The organism is Tautonia sp. JC769 (genome assembly GCF_040717455.1).
In the GTDB taxonomy this organism is placed as follows: Bacteria; Planctomycetota; Planctomycetia; order Isosphaerales; family Isosphaeraceae; genus Tautonia.
The window spans coordinates 17,932-36,366 of record NZ_JBFEFH010000024.1; the positions used below are offsets into that span (position 1 = coordinate 17,932).

The 18,435-nt window shown below is 69.8% G+C and carries 11 protein-coding genes; 3 read left to right on the forward strand and 8 right to left on the reverse strand.

Going from position 1 to position 18,435, the window contains the following annotated elements; genetic code table 11:
• Nucleotides 1-30: 30 nt before the first annotated feature.
• Together AB1L88_RS20470 and AB1L88_RS20475 are read left to right on the forward strand one after the other, a co-directional pair.
• On the forward strand, nucleotides 31-1,629 hold the full coding sequence (locus tag AB1L88_RS20470) for a DUF1800 domain-containing protein (protein WP_367098552.1): 1,599 nt from the start codon (nucleotides 31-33) through the stop codon (nucleotides 1,627-1,629).
• Between the two features lie 60 nt (nucleotides 1,630-1,689).
• Complete coding sequence (locus AB1L88_RS20475) at nucleotides 1,690-2,955, forward strand: DUF1501 domain-containing protein (RefSeq protein WP_367098553.1); 1,266 nt, start codon at nucleotides 1,690-1,692, stop codon at nucleotides 2,953-2,955.
• Nucleotides 2,956-3,106: 151 nt separating this feature from the next.
• On the opposite strand, the gene AB1L88_RS20480 is transcribed toward AB1L88_RS20475, so the two are convergent.
• The gene (locus AB1L88_RS20480) at nucleotides 3,107-3,571 is read right to left on the reverse strand and encodes a PEGA domain-containing protein (RefSeq protein WP_367098554.1); all 465 of its coding nucleotides are present in this window, start codon (nucleotides 3,569-3,571) and stop codon (nucleotides 3,107-3,109) included.
• A gap of 347 nt (nucleotides 3,572-3,918) precedes the next feature.
• On the opposite strand from AB1L88_RS20480, the gene AB1L88_RS20485 reads away from it, so the two are divergent.
• On the forward strand, nucleotides 3,919-5,412 hold the full coding sequence (locus AB1L88_RS20485; protein ID WP_367098555.1) for a leucyl aminopeptidase: 1,494 nt from the start codon (nucleotides 3,919-3,921) through the stop codon (nucleotides 5,410-5,412).
• A 126-nt stretch (nucleotides 5,413-5,538) separates the two neighbouring features.
• On the opposite strand, the gene AB1L88_RS20490 is transcribed toward AB1L88_RS20485, so the two are convergent.
• The 7 genes from AB1L88_RS20490 to AB1L88_RS20520 all read right to left on the reverse strand — a co-directional run bounded on the left by AB1L88_RS20490 (nucleotide 5,539) and on the right by AB1L88_RS20520 (nucleotide 18,360).
• The gene (locus AB1L88_RS20490) at nucleotides 5,539-5,973 is read right to left on the reverse strand and encodes a hypothetical protein (protein ID WP_367098556.1); all 435 of its coding nucleotides are present in this window, start codon (nucleotides 5,971-5,973) and stop codon (nucleotides 5,539-5,541) included.
• A gap of 307 nt (nucleotides 5,974-6,280) precedes the next feature.
• Nucleotides 6,281-8,317: a hypothetical protein gene (locus AB1L88_RS20495; RefSeq protein ID WP_367098557.1), complete on the reverse strand. Its 2,037-nt coding sequence runs from the start codon at nucleotides 8,315-8,317 to the stop codon at nucleotides 6,281-6,283.
• Nucleotides 8,318-8,379: 62 nt separating this feature from the next.
• Nucleotides 8,380-10,113: a S41 family peptidase gene (locus AB1L88_RS20500; RefSeq protein ID WP_367098558.1), complete on the reverse strand. Its 1,734-nt coding sequence runs from the start codon at nucleotides 10,111-10,113 to the stop codon at nucleotides 8,380-8,382.
• Between the two features lie 631 nt (nucleotides 10,114-10,744).
• A complete protein-coding gene (locus AB1L88_RS20505) occupies nucleotides 10,745-11,548 on the reverse strand; it encodes a sigma-70 family RNA polymerase sigma factor (RefSeq protein WP_367098559.1) in 804 nt (267 codons plus the stop codon).
• A 632-nt stretch (nucleotides 11,549-12,180) separates the two neighbouring features.
• Nucleotides 12,181-14,850, reverse strand: a complete 2,670-nt coding sequence (locus AB1L88_RS20510; protein ID WP_367098560.1) for a peptidylprolyl isomerase — start codon at nucleotides 14,848-14,850, stop codon at nucleotides 12,181-12,183.
• 450 nt (nucleotides 14,851-15,300) lie between these two features.
• A complete protein-coding gene (locus AB1L88_RS20515; protein ID WP_367098561.1) occupies nucleotides 15,301-17,061 on the reverse strand; it encodes a hypothetical protein in 1,761 nt (586 codons plus the stop codon).
• A 246-nt stretch (nucleotides 17,062-17,307) separates the two neighbouring features.
• Complete coding sequence (locus AB1L88_RS20520) at nucleotides 17,308-18,360, reverse strand: trypsin-like peptidase domain-containing protein (protein WP_367098562.1); 1,053 nt, start codon at nucleotides 18,358-18,360, stop codon at nucleotides 17,308-17,310.
• Between the last annotated feature and the right edge of the window lie 75 nt (nucleotides 18,361-18,435).

Below are 18,435 nucleotides of genomic sequence, written 5' to 3' on the forward strand. Positions count from 1 at the left end.
ATCCAAAAACGCCTTTGCGAGGGATTCATCATGAAACGACTTCAAACGCCCACGGAGACCGAAGGGCGTTGCCTCGACGCCGCGTCGGCCGCCCACCTGCTCAGCCGGGCCGGGTTCGGCGGGACTCCCGAGGAGATCAATCGCCTCATCGGCACGCCGGTCGATCAGGCGGTCGCCTCGCTCCTCGACGCGGCCGAGGGGGCCGCCCCTCCCGATCCTCCCGGCTGGGTCCGCACCCCCTGGGTCAATACCGAACGCCGATTCGCCGACACCCCGAGCGAGGAGGCGGCCGAGAACCACCGCAGCACCCGCCGCCGCTACGCCTCGGAGATCAACGACCTCCGCTCCTGGTGGCTCGGCCGGATGATCGCCTCGGACGCCCCCTTGCGGGAGGTCATGACCCTCTTCTGGCACGGGCACTTCACCAGCGCCAACGACAAGGTCGGCATCTCGCAGGCCATGTACGAGCAGAACGCCACGCTCCGGCGTCATGCGCTGGGGAACTTCCGTGCCTTGCTCGGCGACATCACCCGAGATGCCGCCATGATGATGTATCTCGACCTGGAAGACAGCGACGCCCGGCAGCCGAACGAGAATTACGCCCGCGAGCTGTTCGAGCTGTTCACGCTCGGCATCGGCCACTACACCGAGCGCGACATTCAGGAGACGGCCCGGGCGCTCACCGGCTGGACCCTCGACGCCCCCCCCGGCGTCGCGAGGCCCGACCGCCCCACCGCGCCGGACAACCCGCGCAACTTCTCCCGAGACGGACTGCACGCGACCTTCCTTGCCGATCGCCACGATGCCGGCCCGAAGACCATCTTCGGCGAGTCGGGCCGATTCGGCCTTGATGAGGTGCTCGACCTGGTCGTGGCTCGCGAGGAGACGGGCCTCCACCTCGCGTCCCGGCTCATCGACTTCTTCGGCGCGGCCGATCCCGAAGGGACCCTGCGGAATCGCCTGGCCGACACCTTCCGCGCCTCAGGATATGAGCTGCGGCCGGTCCTGAACGCTCTGTTCACCGCCCCGGAGTTCTTCGACGACGCGTCCCTGGGGACCCTGATCAAGAGTCCCGTCCGCCTGCTCGTCGGGGCCTGCCGACAGCTCCGCCTGGAGGTCGAGCCCACCCCGAGCCTCGCCGAGTTGACCGCCGCCATGGGCCAGGCGCTCTTCGATCCGCCGAACGTCAAGGGATGGCCCGGCGGCCGGGCCTGGATCGGCTCCGGCTCCCTCGCCGTGCGCTACCAGATGGCCGACGCCCTGCTGGAGAGCCGCATCCCCGAGGGCCTGGAGCCGATCGGCTTCGACCGCTTCCTTCTCGTCCCGCGCGACCCCTCGCAGATGCGGGAGCGGATGGAACGCATGGAACAGGCCATGGCCGATCGCGGCGCCGAACGGGCCAGGGACGGCATCAAGACGAAGTTCCATGCCGAGGCCCTGTTCCCCGATGGCCCCCCTGCCTGTCCCGACGCGCTGGTCGATGCCCTGCTCGGCCGCCTGATCGTCACCCGCGTCCGCCCGACGACCCGAGCGGCCCTGATCCGGGCTTGCCAGGCCGCGCCGGTTGCGGATCGACCGGCGATCGCGGTCCGGCTCATCCTGGCCTCTCCCGAATCTCAGATGGCCTGATCGGCTTTCGAATCGATTCCAATTCCCGAGCATCCTTCGACGACACAGGAACACATCATCATGTTGATGCAGATGGGCCGTCGGTCCTTCCTCCGCCGGGCGGCGGGCCTAGCCGCGTTCTCGGGCACCGTCCCGACCTTCCTCCAGAAGACGGGCCTGGCCTTCGACGGCGACCCGGGCCGAGGCGTGCCGCCGATCCCCGGCCTGGGCGACAACCGCGTCCTGGTCGTGGTCCAGCTCGCCGGGGGCAACGACGCCTTGAACACCGTCGTCCCGTATCGAGACGACGCGTACTACCGGGCCCGGCCGAACCTGGCGATCCCGTCGGCCGACGTGCTCCGCGTCGACGACGAGCTCGGCCTGCATCCCGAGCTGGTCGAGCTGCGCCGGTTGCTCGACAACGGAAACCTTGCCCTCGTCCAGGGGGTCGGATACCCGAACCCCGACCGCTCCCACTTCCGGTCGACCGAGATCTGGGAAACCGCCTCTCCCCCCGACGCCTCCTGGACCGAGGGATGGCTCGGCCGCTATTTCGACAACGAATGCCGAGGCGTCGATTCGCCCATGGTCGGCCTGCAACTGGGCGATCGGCCGGCGCAGACGTTCGCCCACCCCAGGCCCCGGGCCGTGACGATGGCCAACCCCGCCATCTTCGACTGGCCCGACGAGGGGCCGCTCGGCCTCGGCTTCGAGCAGATCCAGGAGGTCGAGCCGACCGGCCTGGCCGACCTCGATTACGTCCAGCGTTCGGCCAACGCCACCCTGGCCGCCTCGCGTCGGATTCGCGAGGCCGTCCGGGACGACCCGACCGAGGCGAGCTACGCCCCCTTCGCCTTCTCGCAGTCGATGAAGCTCGTCGCCCAGATGATCGCGGCCGAGGTGCCGACGCGGGTCTATTACGTCTCGCTCGGCGGCTTCGACACCCACGCCCGGCAGGACCGACGCCACGCCGCCTTGCTCCAGGAGCTGAGCCAGGGGCTGGCCGCCTTCCGAGACGACCTGGCCGCCCGGGGGCACCTCGACCGGACGCTCGTCATGACCTTCTCGGAATTCGGGCGCCGGGTGGCCGAGAACCGGTCGGGGGGGACCGACCACGGCACCGCCGGCTCGATGCTCCTGCTCGGCGGCGGCCTCCGGCCCGGCCTGCTCGGCGACCGGCCCGACCTGTCCCGCCTCGACGACGAGGGGGATCCCCGCTTCACCGTCGATTTCCGATCCGTATACGCTGCGGTCCTCTCCGACTGGTTCGGCGCCGATGCCGGGGCGATCCTCAACGGCCGCTTCGAGCCGTTCCCCGTCCTCGATCCGAGCCGCATCCGCGTGTAACGTCGATTGAAGACGGAGGCCCCTTCTCTCCTCGCGAATGCTTGCGGGGAGAGGAGGCGATTTCCGGTCAGCGACAGGCGAAGGCGACGGCGACGGAGCCTCGGCACCCCGTCGCGTCGCCCTGCGCGCGATCCGGAGCAGCACACCGGAATCAGAGCGCGAAGAAGCGGAAGAACCCCCCGGGGCGTTCGGGGGGAGGCGCCTGGGCTTGCTCGCGCAGTTGCTGGCCTCGGCCGACGAGGTCGCCCGTCTCGGGAGAGACGGCCGGGGCCATCGTGAACCGGAACTCGCGCTCGTCTCGCAGGGTGAACGGGACCAGGTTCTCGGTGAAGAACCCGGTGAAGGCGTTATTCCACCACGGGGCGTTGATCGGCAGGCTCGTGTGGATCGTCTCGTACCCCTCGGCCTGGATCGTCACGCGGCGGTCGCCGTAGTATTCGTAGCTCACCGAGACGGGGCTGATCCCCGACTCCTCGCCGTTGACGAACACCAACGCCCCCGGCGGGTCGGTCCGGATCGTGTAGCGCCGTTCGACGCAGCCGACCGCGGTCAGGCTGAGCAGGGTCAGGGCCAGGCAGAAGGCCCGCCTCGTCGAGCAATTCGGTCGGGTCAGCATCGGTCGACCTCCGCGTCCTCCCGGTCCCTCCCGGGGCCGGCCTCGACCGGCGAGCGAGCGCTTCGCCGTCGTCGAGGGCACCCCAGGGGGCGGGTCTGATCGATCGGATCAGGGTCACCGGGCGGGGTGGGGGGTGGCGCGTCGGGGAGGGATCGATGGGCCCGGGGCGAGCCGAAGCCCGAACGGTGGGAGCGGCCCCCATCCGTCGGGTCGGGACATGCGCGGCGGAGTCTAGCCGGATTCGAAGCGTTCGGCAAGCCGGCTTGGCGCACGAGACGGGGGCGGGGAAGATTGAGAGCCCCTTTTTTTCCAAGAAACGCGTGTGGTCCCGGAAGGAATGCGTCTCGATGAAGATTCGGATCGACTCCGAAGCCCCCGCCCCGCGTGAGGCCGGCTGGCTGGTGGTCGGCATGTTCGAGGACCAGCCCGAACCGCCCTCCTGGCTTTCCGAGACCCCCGGTGCCGAGCTCGTCCGCCGCCTGATCGCCTCCCGGGACCTCTCGGGGGGCTTCGGCGAGGCGTCCGCCCTGCACGACCTGCTGGGGCCTTCGAGCGGCTCGACGCTGGTCGTCGGGCTCGGCCCCTCCGACCGCTTCGGCGCGGCGGAAGCCTTCGATTTCGGCGTGCTCGTCGGCAAGCGGCTCGGCGGCCGATCGCGGGATTCGGTCGGCCTGGTCCTGCCCGAGGTCGGGCCGAAGGCCCCCGAGGTCGCCTCGGCGATCGTGCAGGGCGTGATGGTCGGCACCAGCGGCCCCGGCCTGGCGAAGTCGGAGCCGTCGCGCTTCGCGTTCGAGGAACTCCGGCTGTGCGTGCCGCCCGGCTCGTCGCCGGAACCCGGGCCGATCGAGCAGTCCCTCGAGCGCGCCCAGATCCTCGGCCGGGCCATCAACCTGGCCCGGGAGCTGGTCAACCTCCCCCCGGCTCGGAAGAATCCGTCGCTGCTCGCCGACCGGATCCGGACCGAGGCCGGGCAGGCCGACCTGACGGTGACGATCTGGGACGAGGCCCGGATCCGCCGCGAGCGTTTCGGCGGCCTGCTCGGCGTGTCGGCCGGGTCGGACGAGCCGCCGGCCTTCGTGGCCCTCGAATGGCTCGGGGCGGCCGACCCGCAGGCCCCGGCCCTGGCCCTGGTCGGCAAGGGGATCACGTTCGACTCGGGCGGCCTGTCGCTGAAGCCGTCGGCCTCGATGGAGGACATGAAGGCCGACATGAGCGGCGCGGCCATCGTCACCGCCGCGATGACGGCCATCGCCCGGCTCGAATTGCCGGTCAACGTCCGGGCCTTCCTCCCCCTGGCCGAGAACATGACCGGCGGCCGGGCCATGAAGCTCGGCGACGTGCTGACGATGCGCAACGGCAAGACCGTCGAGGTGATGAACACCGACGCCGAGGGCCGCCTGATCCTCGCCGACGCCCTGAGCTACGCCGCCGAGCAGGAGCCGGCCCGGATCATCGACCTGGCCACCCTGACCGGCTCGTGCATGGTCGCCCTCGGCCCGAAGGTCGCCGGCCTGTTCAGCAATGACCAGGCGACGGCCGACTCGGTCCGGTCGGCCGCCGAGGCGGTCGGCGAGCGCGTCTGGCCCTTGCCGATGGACGCCGACTTCCGCGAGTCGCTCAAGAGCCCCGTGGCCGACCTGAAGAACGTCGGCTCGAAGTGGGGAGGGGCCAGCATCGCCGGGAAGTTCCTGGAGGAGTTCGTCGGCGGCCGCCCCTGGGCCCACCTCGACATCGCCGGCCCCGCCTGGGCCGACTCCGACTCCTCCACCCGCGACGCCGGCGGCACCGGCTGCTTCGTCCGGACCCTCGTCCGGCTCGCTGAAGCGGGCGCTGGCGCGTGATCCTGCACCGTCGCTCGGGTCGGCCTCCCGGACGGAGCCGGCCCGGGCACATCGGCGTCATGCCGACCCGAACGGCAAGAACGATCGACCCCGAGAGCCCCGGCCGTCACCCCCGGCCCGATCGGCTCAATGGGCCTGGGAGAGCCGGATCGCGAACTTGCACTCGATCCGCCGGCTGTTGATGTCGATGGCCTCGAGGATGTCGATCACGTCGTCGGTGGCGATGCCCTCGTCGATCGCCCAGTTGAGGATCTCGAGGTTCTCGTCGCCCCGCTTGATCCGGCGGAAGATCTCGTCGAACAGGGGGCAGGAATCGCGGAACTCGCGCTGGAGCAGGCCGTAGTCCTCGCGGTCCAGCTCGATCCAGAAGGCACGGCCCTGGAGATGTTCGAGCCATCGCTCGCGGAGGAAGCCGTTCCAGTGCTCGCGGACCCAGCAGCGGATGGCCCAGTCGCCCAGGTCGCGGCCGGCCTTCTCGCTCATGATCCACTTGAATTTGCGGGCCTCTTCTTCGCCCTCGGCGAGGAGACTCAGCGGCGTGGGGGCTCGATGTATATCCACGGAGGGGCTGCTACATAACGCCATCATGACCTCCAGGCCATCCTGGCCCACTGCCTCAAGGGGGATGAGAACCGGGTGATTTCCGCTCGCCAAGACTCCACAAAGAACACGTCAGCACCCCGACGACGGGGGTCTGGTGGTAAAGGTTTGGAACTCGTTTATGATTGCACGCACCTGGAAAAAAGGAGGGTTTGGGTCACTATATCCCTGATCCTCGCAGGCGCCAACCATCTTTCTCGGAAAACCAGAACGCCCCGGCCGCGACCGATCGGATGATGCTCCAGGCCCACATGACTGCGGGGCTTGCTCACGACGAGCGAGCTTCGGGATTCTGGGCGGCCTGGGGGAACCAGGTCAGGTCGCGCCCGATCAGGGTGGCGATCCCCGAGCGACCGGCCGCCAAGGGCGCCCGGCCCGCGTTGGTCAAGGCGCGCCATCGGACCCGGCCGGACAGGTCGTCGCAAATCAGGTGCGGGCCCCGCCGGGCGACCCGGAGCACTTCCCCCCCGGGGCCGATCGCGAAGATCCCGGGGGCGACCGCGTCCCGGCCCTGGCCCAGCGCCCGGCCGGTCCCGTCGTAGGCGATCGCCCGCCCGTCGGGGGCCGAGACGACGATCGCGGGCCCGACCGTCTCGAGCTGCCACGACTCCCACGGCACGGGCGATTCCCAGAGCACCCATCCCCGCTCGTCGTGGCCTCGCAGGATCTGGCGATGGCGGGCCAGGCTCAGCAGGGCCAGGTCCGAGGGGGCCCCCGAGGGGGCCGGGGCCAGTCCGAGCGGCTCCTCGTAGGTCGCCTGGGGCCCCGTCACCGGGTTCCCGGCCGGGTCGAACAGGAGCAGGCGGCCGTCGTCGGTCGTCACGGCCGTCAGGCCATCCGGCCCGATCGCCAGCTCCTCGACGGCCGAGGGCAGTTCCTTGCGCCAGATCCAACGGCCCGCCGTGGTGGCCCGGCCGATCCGGTCCCGCTCCTGCACGGCGACCAAGCCGAAGTCGTCGGGGCGAATCTGCAGGTGGGTCAACTGCACCAGGTTCAGGTCTTCCAGGCGCCTGCCGGCGTTCCGGCGCGCATCGAACAGCAGGAGTTCCCGGTCGGTCGCGGCGGCGATCCAGCCCGGGGCCGTCCGCAGCAGCCGGCCGTTCCCGCCGATCGGCGGGGTCTTGCCCAGGCTCCTGCCCGCCGTCGTGAACAGCTCCAGCCGGTCGCTGCTCGTCATCAAGGCGATCCGGGGAGGGTCGTCGAGCACGGCCAGCACGGCCGTCTCGGCCCGATCCTCCGTCTCCGTGACCGTGACCGACCAGGCCGGCGTCCGCATCGGGCTGGCCGCGGCCGGGGCCGCCCGCACGGCCGATCGTGCCGGAGCCGGGGCGGTTGCCGGGGCCGCCCGCACGGCCGATCGGGACGCCGGGCCCTGCCCCGCCGGGCCGGCCCGGGCCGACTCGTCCAGGTCGATCCGGGAGACCTCGCCGGTCGCCTGCCCGTAGACGAGCCAGCGGCCCAGGGCGTCGATCTCGAGCGCCACGGCGGGGCGCGGCAAGGCCGTCTTCCACCGCACGTTCCCGGCCCGATTCAGGAGGAACAGCTCCCCTTCCTGGGTCGCGGCGGCCATCGTCCGGCCGATGAAGTCGGGGACGGCATTCACGGCCGTGCCGCCCAGGTGATAGGCCCCCTCGCTCCTCCCCTGGGCATCGAAGCGCTGGATGCCGTGGATGTAGCAACTGGCGATGATTGTCCCGCCGTCCCCGGTCACGGCCAGGCGGCCGACGTTCGAGAGGAGCGACTCCCTCCAGGCGACCTCGGCGAACAGCTTCCCCCGTCCGGCCGGGTGCAGGTCGATCCCGAACAGCGAGCCGTGCCCGGCCGCCCCCAGCAGCGTCGGCCGCCCGGGGACGAACACCGCGTGGGCCAGCGGCTGCATCGTCTCGAATTCGCCGGCCTTGCGCCCGAATCGGGTGTAGAGGTGGGTCTGGTCCATCCGGGAGGAGACCGCGACGAACCGGCCGTGCGGATCGACCGCGATCGCCAGCGGGTCGGCCACCGCCTCGCGGTCGGCGATCAGCTCCAGCTCCGGCCCGAACAGCCAGAGCCGGCGCGACTCGCCCAGCAGGGCCACGAGCGAGCCGTCATCGCTGACCGCCCCCCCCTGGATCGGCCCCGGCGCCCGGACGGCCCAGATCCGGTCGCCGTTCAGGTCCGACATCACCAGGCCGTCCGCCTCGTCCCAGGTGATGATCCGACCGGCCTCCCGCATCAGGCCCAGGCCCTTCAAGGGGGCGTCGGTGACGACCGTCCAGGCCAGCCTCGGTTGCAGTTGCACGCCGGTCGAAGCATCGGACACGGACATGGTCGAGCGTCCCTCCCTGAGCCGGGCCGTAAGACCCCGGACACGATCACCGTCCGATCATTCTAGCGGGCGTTGCCGGCCAGGTCTTCGGCCAGGACCCTGCGAATGGCAATTCGGAGCGCCGGATCACGCTCCGGATCGCCGAACGGGATCGGCTCGATCGCCCCGGCCCCCCCGTCCGACGCCGGGCGGGCCACCGAGGCGACCTCGACGTCGGGAGACACGCCGTGCTCGCTGTACGGCCGGTCGTTCGGCGAGTAGAACTTGGCCGTCGTCAGCTTCAGCGCCGCGTCGGCCGACCGCAGGGGATAGATGCTCTGCACCGACCCCTTGCCGAAGGTCCGCTCGCCGATGACCACCGCCCGGCGGTGCTCCTTCAATGCCCCGGCCAAAATCTCGCTCGCACTGGCGCTGTCGCCGTCGACCAGCAACGTGACCGGCATCCGCCAGGGGGTCGCCTGCGAGGCGACGTAGTCAAACGTCTGGCCCGGTGCCCTGCCCCTCGTGGCGACGATCCGGCCGCGATCGAGGAACCGATCGGCCAGCTCGACCGCCACGTTCAAGAGGCCGCCGGGGTTGCCCCGCAGGTCGAGGACCAGGTGACGCATCCCCTTCGCCTGCAGATCGGCCACGGCCCGATCCATCTCCGCCAGCGTCGTCTTCTGGAAGCTGATCAGGCGGATGAAGCCGACCCCCCCCTGGAGCAAGGCCGTCGACTCGACGCTCCAGACCTCCACCGGCCGACGGACCAGGTCGACCGCCCGAATCCGGCCGTCGCCGCCCAGCACCTCGACCTCGACCCCCGAGTTCTCGACCCCTTGCAGCAACCCCGCCGCCGAGTCGAGGCTCAGGCCGTCGAGCGGCCGGTCGTCGACCTTCACGATCTGCTCGCCCGGCCTGAGCCCGGCCTCCCAGGCCGGGCCGCCCCGGATGACGTTGACCAGCAACAGCCCCCGCTCCGAGTGCTTCAGCTCGACGCCGATCCCGACGAAGTTCCCGTCGATCTCGGCGTAGAGGTCCGACAGCTTGTCGGGGGTCAGGCAGCCCGTGTAGTCGTCGAGCGCGTCGCAGGCCCCATAGACGAATTCCAGGGCCACGGCCGCCTCGGGCAGGCCCAACGCCCGGCTGCCGAGGTCGCAGGCGGACTCGACCTGCGCCCGGGCCTCCGATCGCGATTGCACCGAGAGCTTCGCCCGCTGCGACCGATAGGCGTCCCGGAGCCACCGGACCCGCTCGGCCCGCTCCGACGCGTCGACCCGATGCGATTCCAGGAACACCGGGTCGCGCAGCGCCACTTCCAGGTTGTCGTACCCGTGCCTCAGGAGCGGGTCGAACCGGACCGGATCGACGTACCCCGTCTCGATCCGCTCCAGCAATTCCTGGTACAGGGCCATCACGTCCGACCGGGGGAGCCGGAGCAGGACGTTCCGGAAGCTCTGGTCCTCATACCGGCGGCCGAGCCGGTAGTGGGTCTGGCAGAGCCGCAGGCGGTGCCGGAAGTCGGTCCGGCTCGGCCAGCGTTCCAGCGCCTGCTCGTAGAGCGTCATCGCGCCCGACCAGTCCCGGACGCGCTCGCGCCCCAGGGCCTGAGTCAGGGCCTCGTCGGGAGTCCCCGGCGAGGCCGAAGGCGCCGCCTCGGCCGGTGCCGTCGATTGCCGGGCGATCGAAACCGCGGCTTCGGACGTGACCATGACCTCGGCCGGTCCCGGCGAGTCCGCGGCCATCGGGGAGGCGGGCAGGAACGCCAACGCCAGGATGAAGAGTCCCGCCAGGGGACCTCGGAGCAGGGCGAGCATCGGCCACGATCCTCCCGCTTCGGGTCGGTCGCGGGGACGATCTCGGGCAGGCCCTGGCCGATGGTGTGCTCCCGCTGGTCCTGCTCGCCGTGGAGTCGTGCCGAATCGGGACGATCGGGGTCGAGGATCGCAAGCGGTGACCACAGACCGGGGGCCTTCCGTGATCCGTCCGCGCACCGATCCGTGGCTGCACGTCTTTGATGAAGTCAATCACCGAGTGGGGAAACGCTTCGCTGTTGCCATCGCAGCCCGATGCACGCCACATGCCGAGGATGGTCAGCGACCCTCCCGGGCCAGGCGGCGATGATCGGCTCTCCGATCAGATCCGGGCGATTCCTCGTTCGCGAACGCCCGTCACAATTCAATCTATCATACCGACCCGGCCCGGACACGGTCGATCGGCCCGCCCGGGGCCGCCCTCGATCGGCACGACCGGCACGGCCCGGACAACCGCCCTGCCCCCTTCCGGAAATCGCTGAAGTCCCGCCCCTCGCCTTGAACAATCGACCCAAAACCGGCGGGACCGGGTTGTAAAAAATCGCGTCGGTCGCCCCCGGATTCGGACGATCCAGGGCCCTTGCGGCGGTCGATTCGGGAGGGCGACGGCCCGGTTCGGGCCGGTCGAGACGGCTCAGGCGACCGGTTCCAGGGCGCTGAGGAACGACCGCAGCTTCTGGAAGGCCCGCGACTTCTCGTTGCTGACCGTCTTGGGGGCCACCCCCCATCGCTCGGCGATCTCGGCCGGGGTCTCCCCCTGGAGGGTCGCCCGGATCAGGTCCGCTTCCCTCGGGTTGAGGCTCCGATCGATCGCCTCTCCCAGGTCCTCGACCCAGTCCCGCTCCCGGAACGGCGCCGAGGGATCATCCGGGCTGTCGTCGAGCGACCGGAGCTTGCGCTCGCGTTGGGCCCGTTTCTTGGTCGCGTCGATGGCGCGGAAGAAGGTGGTCCCCTCGTCCCGCTCCCGGCTGAAGACCTCCCGGATCCCGAGCACCCCGACGGCGATCATCAGCTGATCGAAGCCCGGCCGGCCCAGTTGCTTCAGCAGGCTGACGTACACCGCCTGCGTGCAGTCGTCGTGCTTCTGGGGGGGCAGCCCGGCCCGCATCCAGGTCCGGGCCAGGTAGCGGTCGAGCTGCGAGAGCCCGCCCCGGATCGCCTCGGCATCCGACCGGCCGATCGTCTCGACCGCCTCGGCCGGCGACGCCTCGAGCAGCTCCGGGGCGAAGGCCTGGTCGATCGCCGCGTCCCAGGCGTCCGAATCGACGGTCGGCTCGAACACCGGGGGCGACTCGGGCACGGCGACGGACAACGCGCCATGCTCGGCCGGGACCGCCGGGGGCGAGGCCATCAGGCCGCTCAGCAGCCGCAACGCCTCCAGCCCCTCGACCCCCGGGCGATATGACCGCCTCGCCTTCCGCTGGACCTCATCGCTCACCGTTCCCTCCCCCGTCTCGATCCGGAGTCATCGCCGGCGGCCCCCGCCCGGCCCGCTCGCCTCCCGGCCCCCTCACCTCGCCGTCGAAGCCCGGGCGGAGTGTCCCAACCCCACCTCGACCGCTCATCCTAGCGAAACCGCGATTCTCGACGAGGCCAATTCCCCCCTCCCTCCGGAAGATCCGAATGGGGAGAATCGCATGCATGCAATCAATGCTAGCGGGGGTGGTCAATCGGGTCAAGGTTGCCGCATCTCGCCTGATGACACCCTAAGACATCGCGACGTGCCGGGGCGCGAAAATCTCGATGCATGCCCGAGAATGCGAGGAGGCCCGAGGCGAGACGACCCCCCGATCGGGCCCGGCGACGGTGCCCGGCGACGCGAGTCGCCGCTGTCGTTGCAGGTCACGGTGTCGATCGAGGGATCCGTGGTCGGCGGCGGCGACACCCCGGCCCGACCACGATCGACGTGAGGGGCCATCCGACACAAACGAGCGGCATGGGCGGTCGTCGCGCCAGGCACGCCGGGCGAGACGACCGAAGGCGGCCGGGGCGCCCCCGGACCGGAGTCACGGGGGGCCTCGGCCGCCGTTCAGTGCCTGGAACCGATCCTAATGGATCAACAGGCTTCGATCAAGTCGCCTGATCGCCGCCGCCCTGCTGCCGGGCGATCCGTTCGGCCAGGCGTCGCTGGGCGGCGAGGATCGCCGGCGATTGCGCCGCGGCCTGATCGCCGCCGCCCCCGGCCGAGCCGGGCAGGTTGAACTCGGGGACGGTCACGTTCGATCGCCTCGGGTGCAGGACGATCCTGCCCTGCGACTGAGGGGCCGGCGTCGGCACCGGAACCAGGCGATCGCGGACGAACCGGAAGAACTGGCCGGTCGGCGGGATCCCCTCGTTCCTGGCGTGCTTGTCGACCTGGGGATAGAAGTTCGGGTCGCCGGCGAAGACCAGGTCGTCTCCCGGGCTCGGCAGGAACCGGACCCGCCCCATCCGGCCGATCAGGGCGTCGCGGGCCGCCCCCCCCCGCAGCGTGTTCTGGCCGAACCAGCCGTGCAATCGGGTCGGCAGGTCGCCGGCCTGGAGCCGGTTGCGTCCGCCGAGGCCGCCGTCGAGGGTCGCCAGCAGGGGAACGTCCGGGGCGATCGTGATGGTGTCGCTGGCCTTCGTGCCGTAGACGACCACCCGTTCCAGCTCGCTGACCGGAGGCCGGATCGTGTCGATGACCCCGTTGATCGACACCGAAACCCGGCCGCCGATCACGCTGACGTCGATCGTGTTCGGATCCGGATTGACCAGCCGGCCCGGCGGCGGGGTGACGATCAGGACGCTGCCGATCTGCCGGACCGACCCGGTCGGGGCCGCCCCGACGACCGTGAAGGTCACGGTGGCGTCGGCGCTCTCCAGGCCCGAGCCCGGCTCGCCCGTCTGCCGGACGCTGAAGCTCAGGGTGTCGGTCCCGACGAATCCGGTCGGCGGCGTGTAGATCAATGTGCCGGTCGCGGCGTCGAAGTTCGAGACCGTCCCCAGGGTTTCCGAGGTGTCGAGGATGTAGGTCAGGGTCTGGCCCGAATCCTCGGTCCCCGGATAGCCGACCAGCTGCACCGGGACCGGGTCGTTGACCGGGACCGTCAGCAGTTGCGACTGCGCCGTCGGGGGGACGGGCTGGGCGGTGCCCCCCTGCACCACGATCGACACGTCGGCCGGCTCGCTCGTCAGGTTCGGCGTCGGGGCGCCGACGTCCCGGACCCGGAACCCGAACGAGTCGTTCCCCTGGAAGTTGGAGAAAGGCGTGTAGACGAGGGTGCCCGTCTGGGCGTTGAACTGCGAGATCAGGCCGTGCACCGGGGGCCCGGTCAGCTCGTAGGTCAGCGTCTGCTGCGATTCCGGGTTGCCCGACTGCCCGGCGAGCTGGATCGTCACCGCCTGGTTCCGCGTCGTCTGCGCCGAGACGGGCGTGGCGGTCGGCTGGGTGTTGGTCGTCACCGTCAGCGTGATCCGCTGGGTGTCGAAATTGCTGACGGCGTCGATCGGGATGCTGGGGCTGCCGCTGCGGTTGACCTGATCCCGGACGCCGACGATCAGGTCGATGACCCCCTCGAACCCGGCATTGGGCGTGATGGTGACCAGGCCGTTCGCATCGACGCTGGCCGCCGCATTTTGCACGGGCGTGAAGAGCTGGTAGGTCAAGGGCGCCTGCCCCTGCGTCACCGTTCCGCCCGCAACGCGATACGTCAACTCATCGCCCGGATTCGTGCTGACGGCGTTCAGCTGGAACTGGATCGGGGCGTTCGGCGCGGTGATCTGGTCGGTGACCGGCCTCAGGAACGGCCGCTCATCCTCGGTGTTGGCGACGACGCTCACCTGGAACGTCTCGGTGTCGGTCGAGCCGTCCGAGGGGGTCGACGCCGTGACCGTGATCGTCGCCGACTCGCCCGCCGCGGCCGCGCCGGTGTCGATCAGGACCGTGCCGTTCGGGTTCGACCGGCTGACGTGCGTGCCGGTGATCAGGATGGGCGAGACGGGCGTATCGTTCGCGGTCCGAGAGACCTGCGTCATCTGTTCGAGGACGTCGGCCCCCTCGACCAGCTGGCCGAAGATCGTGTGATTGAAGTCGAGGAACCGCGGCGAGCCGGTCGTGACGAAGAACTGCGAGTTGTTCGTGTCGTCCCCCGCGTTGGCCATCGCCAGCTGGCCCTGGCCGTTGAAGACGAGGGGGGCGCGGAACTCGTCGGCGAAGGGGAAGCCGGGCTGGTCGATTTCGCCCGTCCCGTTCCCATTGGCCGACCCGCCCTGCACGATGAACTCATTGCCGGGGAAGCCCTGGGCGACCCGGTGGAAATTCTTGCTCGGCAGGTTCGTGAAATCGGAGTTCGGGTTGGTCGTCGGCGAGGTGTAGAACCCCTGGTTCACCAGCGCCAGGATCCGACGGACGGTCACCGGGGTCAGCTCGTCGAAGAGCTGGAACGTCAAGGTCCCGGAGAAGGCCGGGTCGCCCGCCCCGCTGGAGGCGTGCGACACGTCGATCGACAGGAACGACCCGTTGACGACCGACACGCCGATGTTCGGGTTGCTCGACGAGGCCGTGAATTGCTGCGCCTCGCCGGTCCCCGCCTCCAGGGCGACCACCCGGCCCAGGTCGGCCGCGACCGCGAGGCCCGGAATCGGGTTGAGCGAGGCGACCAGCAACTGCCTCGCCTCCAGCCCTTCGAGACGAGGACGACGGGCCCGCCGCCGGTCGGCGGCCGAGCCGCCGGACCCGAGCCATCGTCGGATTGACCCGCTACCATTGCGATCCCGCATCGGACTCCTCCCGACCTTTGGCCATTCCCCCCACGCGGGCAGGCCATTGGTGCCACCGCGCGATCGGATCACCCTCTCGATCGGTCGATCCGGTTGCGCGGCTTGAGCCGAAGCTGCGCAAAGTGACGGCGGCCGACCCCCGGCTCCCCCGCCGGGGGGAGCCGCCGATCCGCCGCCGTCGGTCGATCGATCGTCCGGATCGGTGGACGGAGCCTTTCTTGATGAATGTTGGAGGGGGCTCCGCCCCCCGATCTTCAGTTCTTCAATCCCTTCTTTACACGGACAGGTCTTTACACGGACAGGGAGCCTCTCCGCCCCCTAATCCTTGCATGCGAAACGACACCGCCCCGCTCCGGTCGGTTCCGGAGCGGGGCGGCGAGATCTCGATCTTCAATTCATGCCCGACCTCGGTGCGACCCGGGGCGGGCAATTCAATCACCCGGATCGGGTTCAGTTCCCCTTCGGGAGCGAGAACTGGATGATCATCAGGCCGTCATCCTCCATCACGCTGTAGCTCCCCCCCTGGGTGAGGTACTTGGCGAAGACGGAGAACTCCGGGATCTTCTCGACGTCGATCAGTTCCGACAGGTCGGGCACGTCCGCGCCGCCGGCGTTGCCGGCCAGGTCGAGCGCCTCCTGGAACTGGCCGCTCGTGACGGTGTTGTAGACGGCGCGGGCCTGTTCCTCGGGCCGGTTGTAGGCGAAGGTCGACACCTGGGCCGGGAACTTCGAGGCGACGCTCTGGAACTGGGCGTCGTCGGCCAGGCCGCTGCCGCCCCCTCGGAGGATCTGCTCGAGCAGCGGGGCGCGGCCGGTGGCGAAGAGGTAGCCCTTGGCGATGGCGAAGCTCACGTTGCCGGAGAGCTGCATCTGGGGGGCGCCCGGGGCGGCCGGCAGTTCCGGCAGCTCGACGTCGTAGATCGTCGTGCCCTGGAAGTCTCGCGTCTTCGGGTTGGCGCCGGTGATGGCGAAGATCTTGTTCAGCGTGTTCTGGAAGGTCTGCTCGTCGTCCAGCTCGACGGCGACCAGCGCCCGCTGGCTCTCCGCGTCCAGCTCCGCCCCCTCGCCCTCGAAGTCGGAGAGGATGGTGATCCGATCGCCGAGCGGAGCGAAGATGTCTTGCTGGAAGCGGATCGTCTCGCCGCCGGGGCCTTGCAGGCCGCGCTCGACGTTCTCGATCGCCCCGGGCAGGAACATGTTCACCAGGTCGCCCAGCGCCGTGTAGGCGGCGCCCAGGTCCCAGCTGATCGTCTGGTAGCTGCTGACGTCGGCCGGCACCCACGCCTCCGGGGTCCCTTCGATCGGCGGCATCTGGAACAGTCGCAGGATGCCGGCGCGCGGGCCGGGGGCGTAGACGAAGGTCTTCGAGATCGAGTCGTAGTCGCCGGTCGCCAGGTCAACCGTCCCGCCGACGGCCTTGAGCTGGTCGACGCCGAGCGTCCGCAAGAGGGCCTCGGCCTGGCCGGCCTCGCCGCCCTGCTCGGCGGCCGCCTGGATCACCAGTTGCAACGCCTGCTGGATGTCGATGTACCAGCAGACCTGGCTCTCGGTGCCGAGCTTCGTGCCGATGGCCTGGTAGTTGGCGTTCGAGGCGAGCGAATCTTCCCGGCCGTCGGCGTTGGCCAGCAGGTCCTTGACCCCTTCGACCCCGACGCCGATGAAGTAGACGCTCCCCTCGTTGGTCCAGACCAGGGGCGGGCTGTCCTCGGCCGGCGGCTGGATGATGGTCAGGGTCTTGCCCTGGAATTCCTCGGTCCGAGACTCGCCGTTGGCCTCCTGGACGAGCTGATCCGTGCCACGGGTCATGATCTCGTTCATCCGCTCGGCGTTCTGGCCGGCGTCGGCGACCAGCAAGACGGCGATCGGCAGCACATCGTCGCGGCGGGTGACCGCCAGCCAGGCCGGCCCCTGGGGCGTCTCGAGCAGCTCCTCCAGGCCCACACCGAGCCGTTGCTGCAGCTCGTTGTCCAGGTCGCCCAGCTTGGCCCGCACGTCCTCCTTCAGCGGCTCCATGGCCGGATCCGCCAGCAACTGGCCGATCTGGCTGCGGCCGAGGGCCTCGCGCAGGTCGCTGGCGCTCTTGGCCTTGACGATGGCGAGGGTCGAACTGGGCAGCGCGTTCTCGTCGGGGACTTGCGCCGCCACCGGAACCGCCGCTGTCAGGACGCCGAGCAATGCCGAGCCGGCGAGCACCCGAGTCGGGAATCGCATTGAGCTTTTCTCCTTCTTCAATCGTTGAAAAATTCGAACCGAGGCAGGCCCCCACGCGAGCCGATCATGGAATCGCGAAGTCAGTCGGGGGCCCAGGGGAACGCGACAAGCCTGAGTTGCTCGGAAGACGAGTCGTCAAGCTCCGCCCCTTCTCACGCCAGACGGCCGACCCGGAAACCGGGTCGGCCCCAGTGACCATAGCTCCCGGCAATTCCAATGCCAAGCGCCGGTTGGTCGAAACCCGCCTCACTCGCCCGAATCGCGAGCCGATGCGCCGGCACCGACCCCCGAGGTCCCTTCCTGCTGCTGCTGAGCGGCGGCCGGGGGTTCGGGGCGGCGACGGCGGGGCGGGTCCAGATAGCGGTAGCCGCTGTTGGGATTGTCCTTGTCGTAGGCGAAGGCGTCTCGGCTCCGCAGGAAGTCCTTGACGTAATTGATCGGGATGGCGAATCCAAGGTTGTCTCCGCGAGAGGCCTTCATGTTCGTCACCCCGATCACCTCGCCCCGGAGATTGAACAGGGGGCCTCCGGAATTCCCGGGGTTGATCGCCGCGTCGGTCTGCAGGTAGACCAGCCCTTCGAAATTCCGGTTCAAGGTGCTGAGGATCCCCTGCGAGACGCTCCGCTCCAGGCCCAGGGGGTTCCCCACGGCGAATGTTCCATCCCCGGCGTCGAGGTCATCGAGCGTACCCAGCACGACGTGTTCGAGTTTCAAGCCGTCCTGCGCCGGCAGCTTCAAGAGGGCCAGGTCGAGGAACGGATTGACCGCGACGATCCGCACGTCGTCGATCTTCCGCCGCCGCCATCCGCTCGACGTGCGCTGGTAGAGGATCGCCGAGATGCGCGTCTCACCCTCGATCACGTGGTGATTGGTCACGGCAAAGCCGTCCGGATTGATGATGAACCCCGAGCCGATCCCCGAGGGGGTCTCGATCGAGATGACCGCCTCGCCGTACTCATTGACCAGCTCATTCACCGGCCGGGGCCGCAGGGTCCGGATCTCGAAGAATCCGTCGCTCGGCGAGGTCGCATTGCCCGCGACATTCACCGACTCAGGCGCCGTGGCTTCGGGGGCACCCCGCCGCAGGATCTGGTCGCGGGGGACCTTGATCACGTCGTAGCCGACGTCGAGGAAGATCGCGTCGGGCTTCTCGGCCAGCACCTTGCCCACGATCTGGTAGCCGTCGTTCAGCACGACGCGCTCCACCTCCTGCCGGGCGGGAGGGCTCCCGGGGGCGGCCGACGGGCCGAGCAACAGCCAGCTCACCGCCAGAAGCGCGGGCAACGTTCTCGGAAGCATAAACAATCCGTTTCTGCGAATGCGTTGGCGCATATCGACCTTCCTGATGCGAATGTCCCGCCATTGTAGAACGAC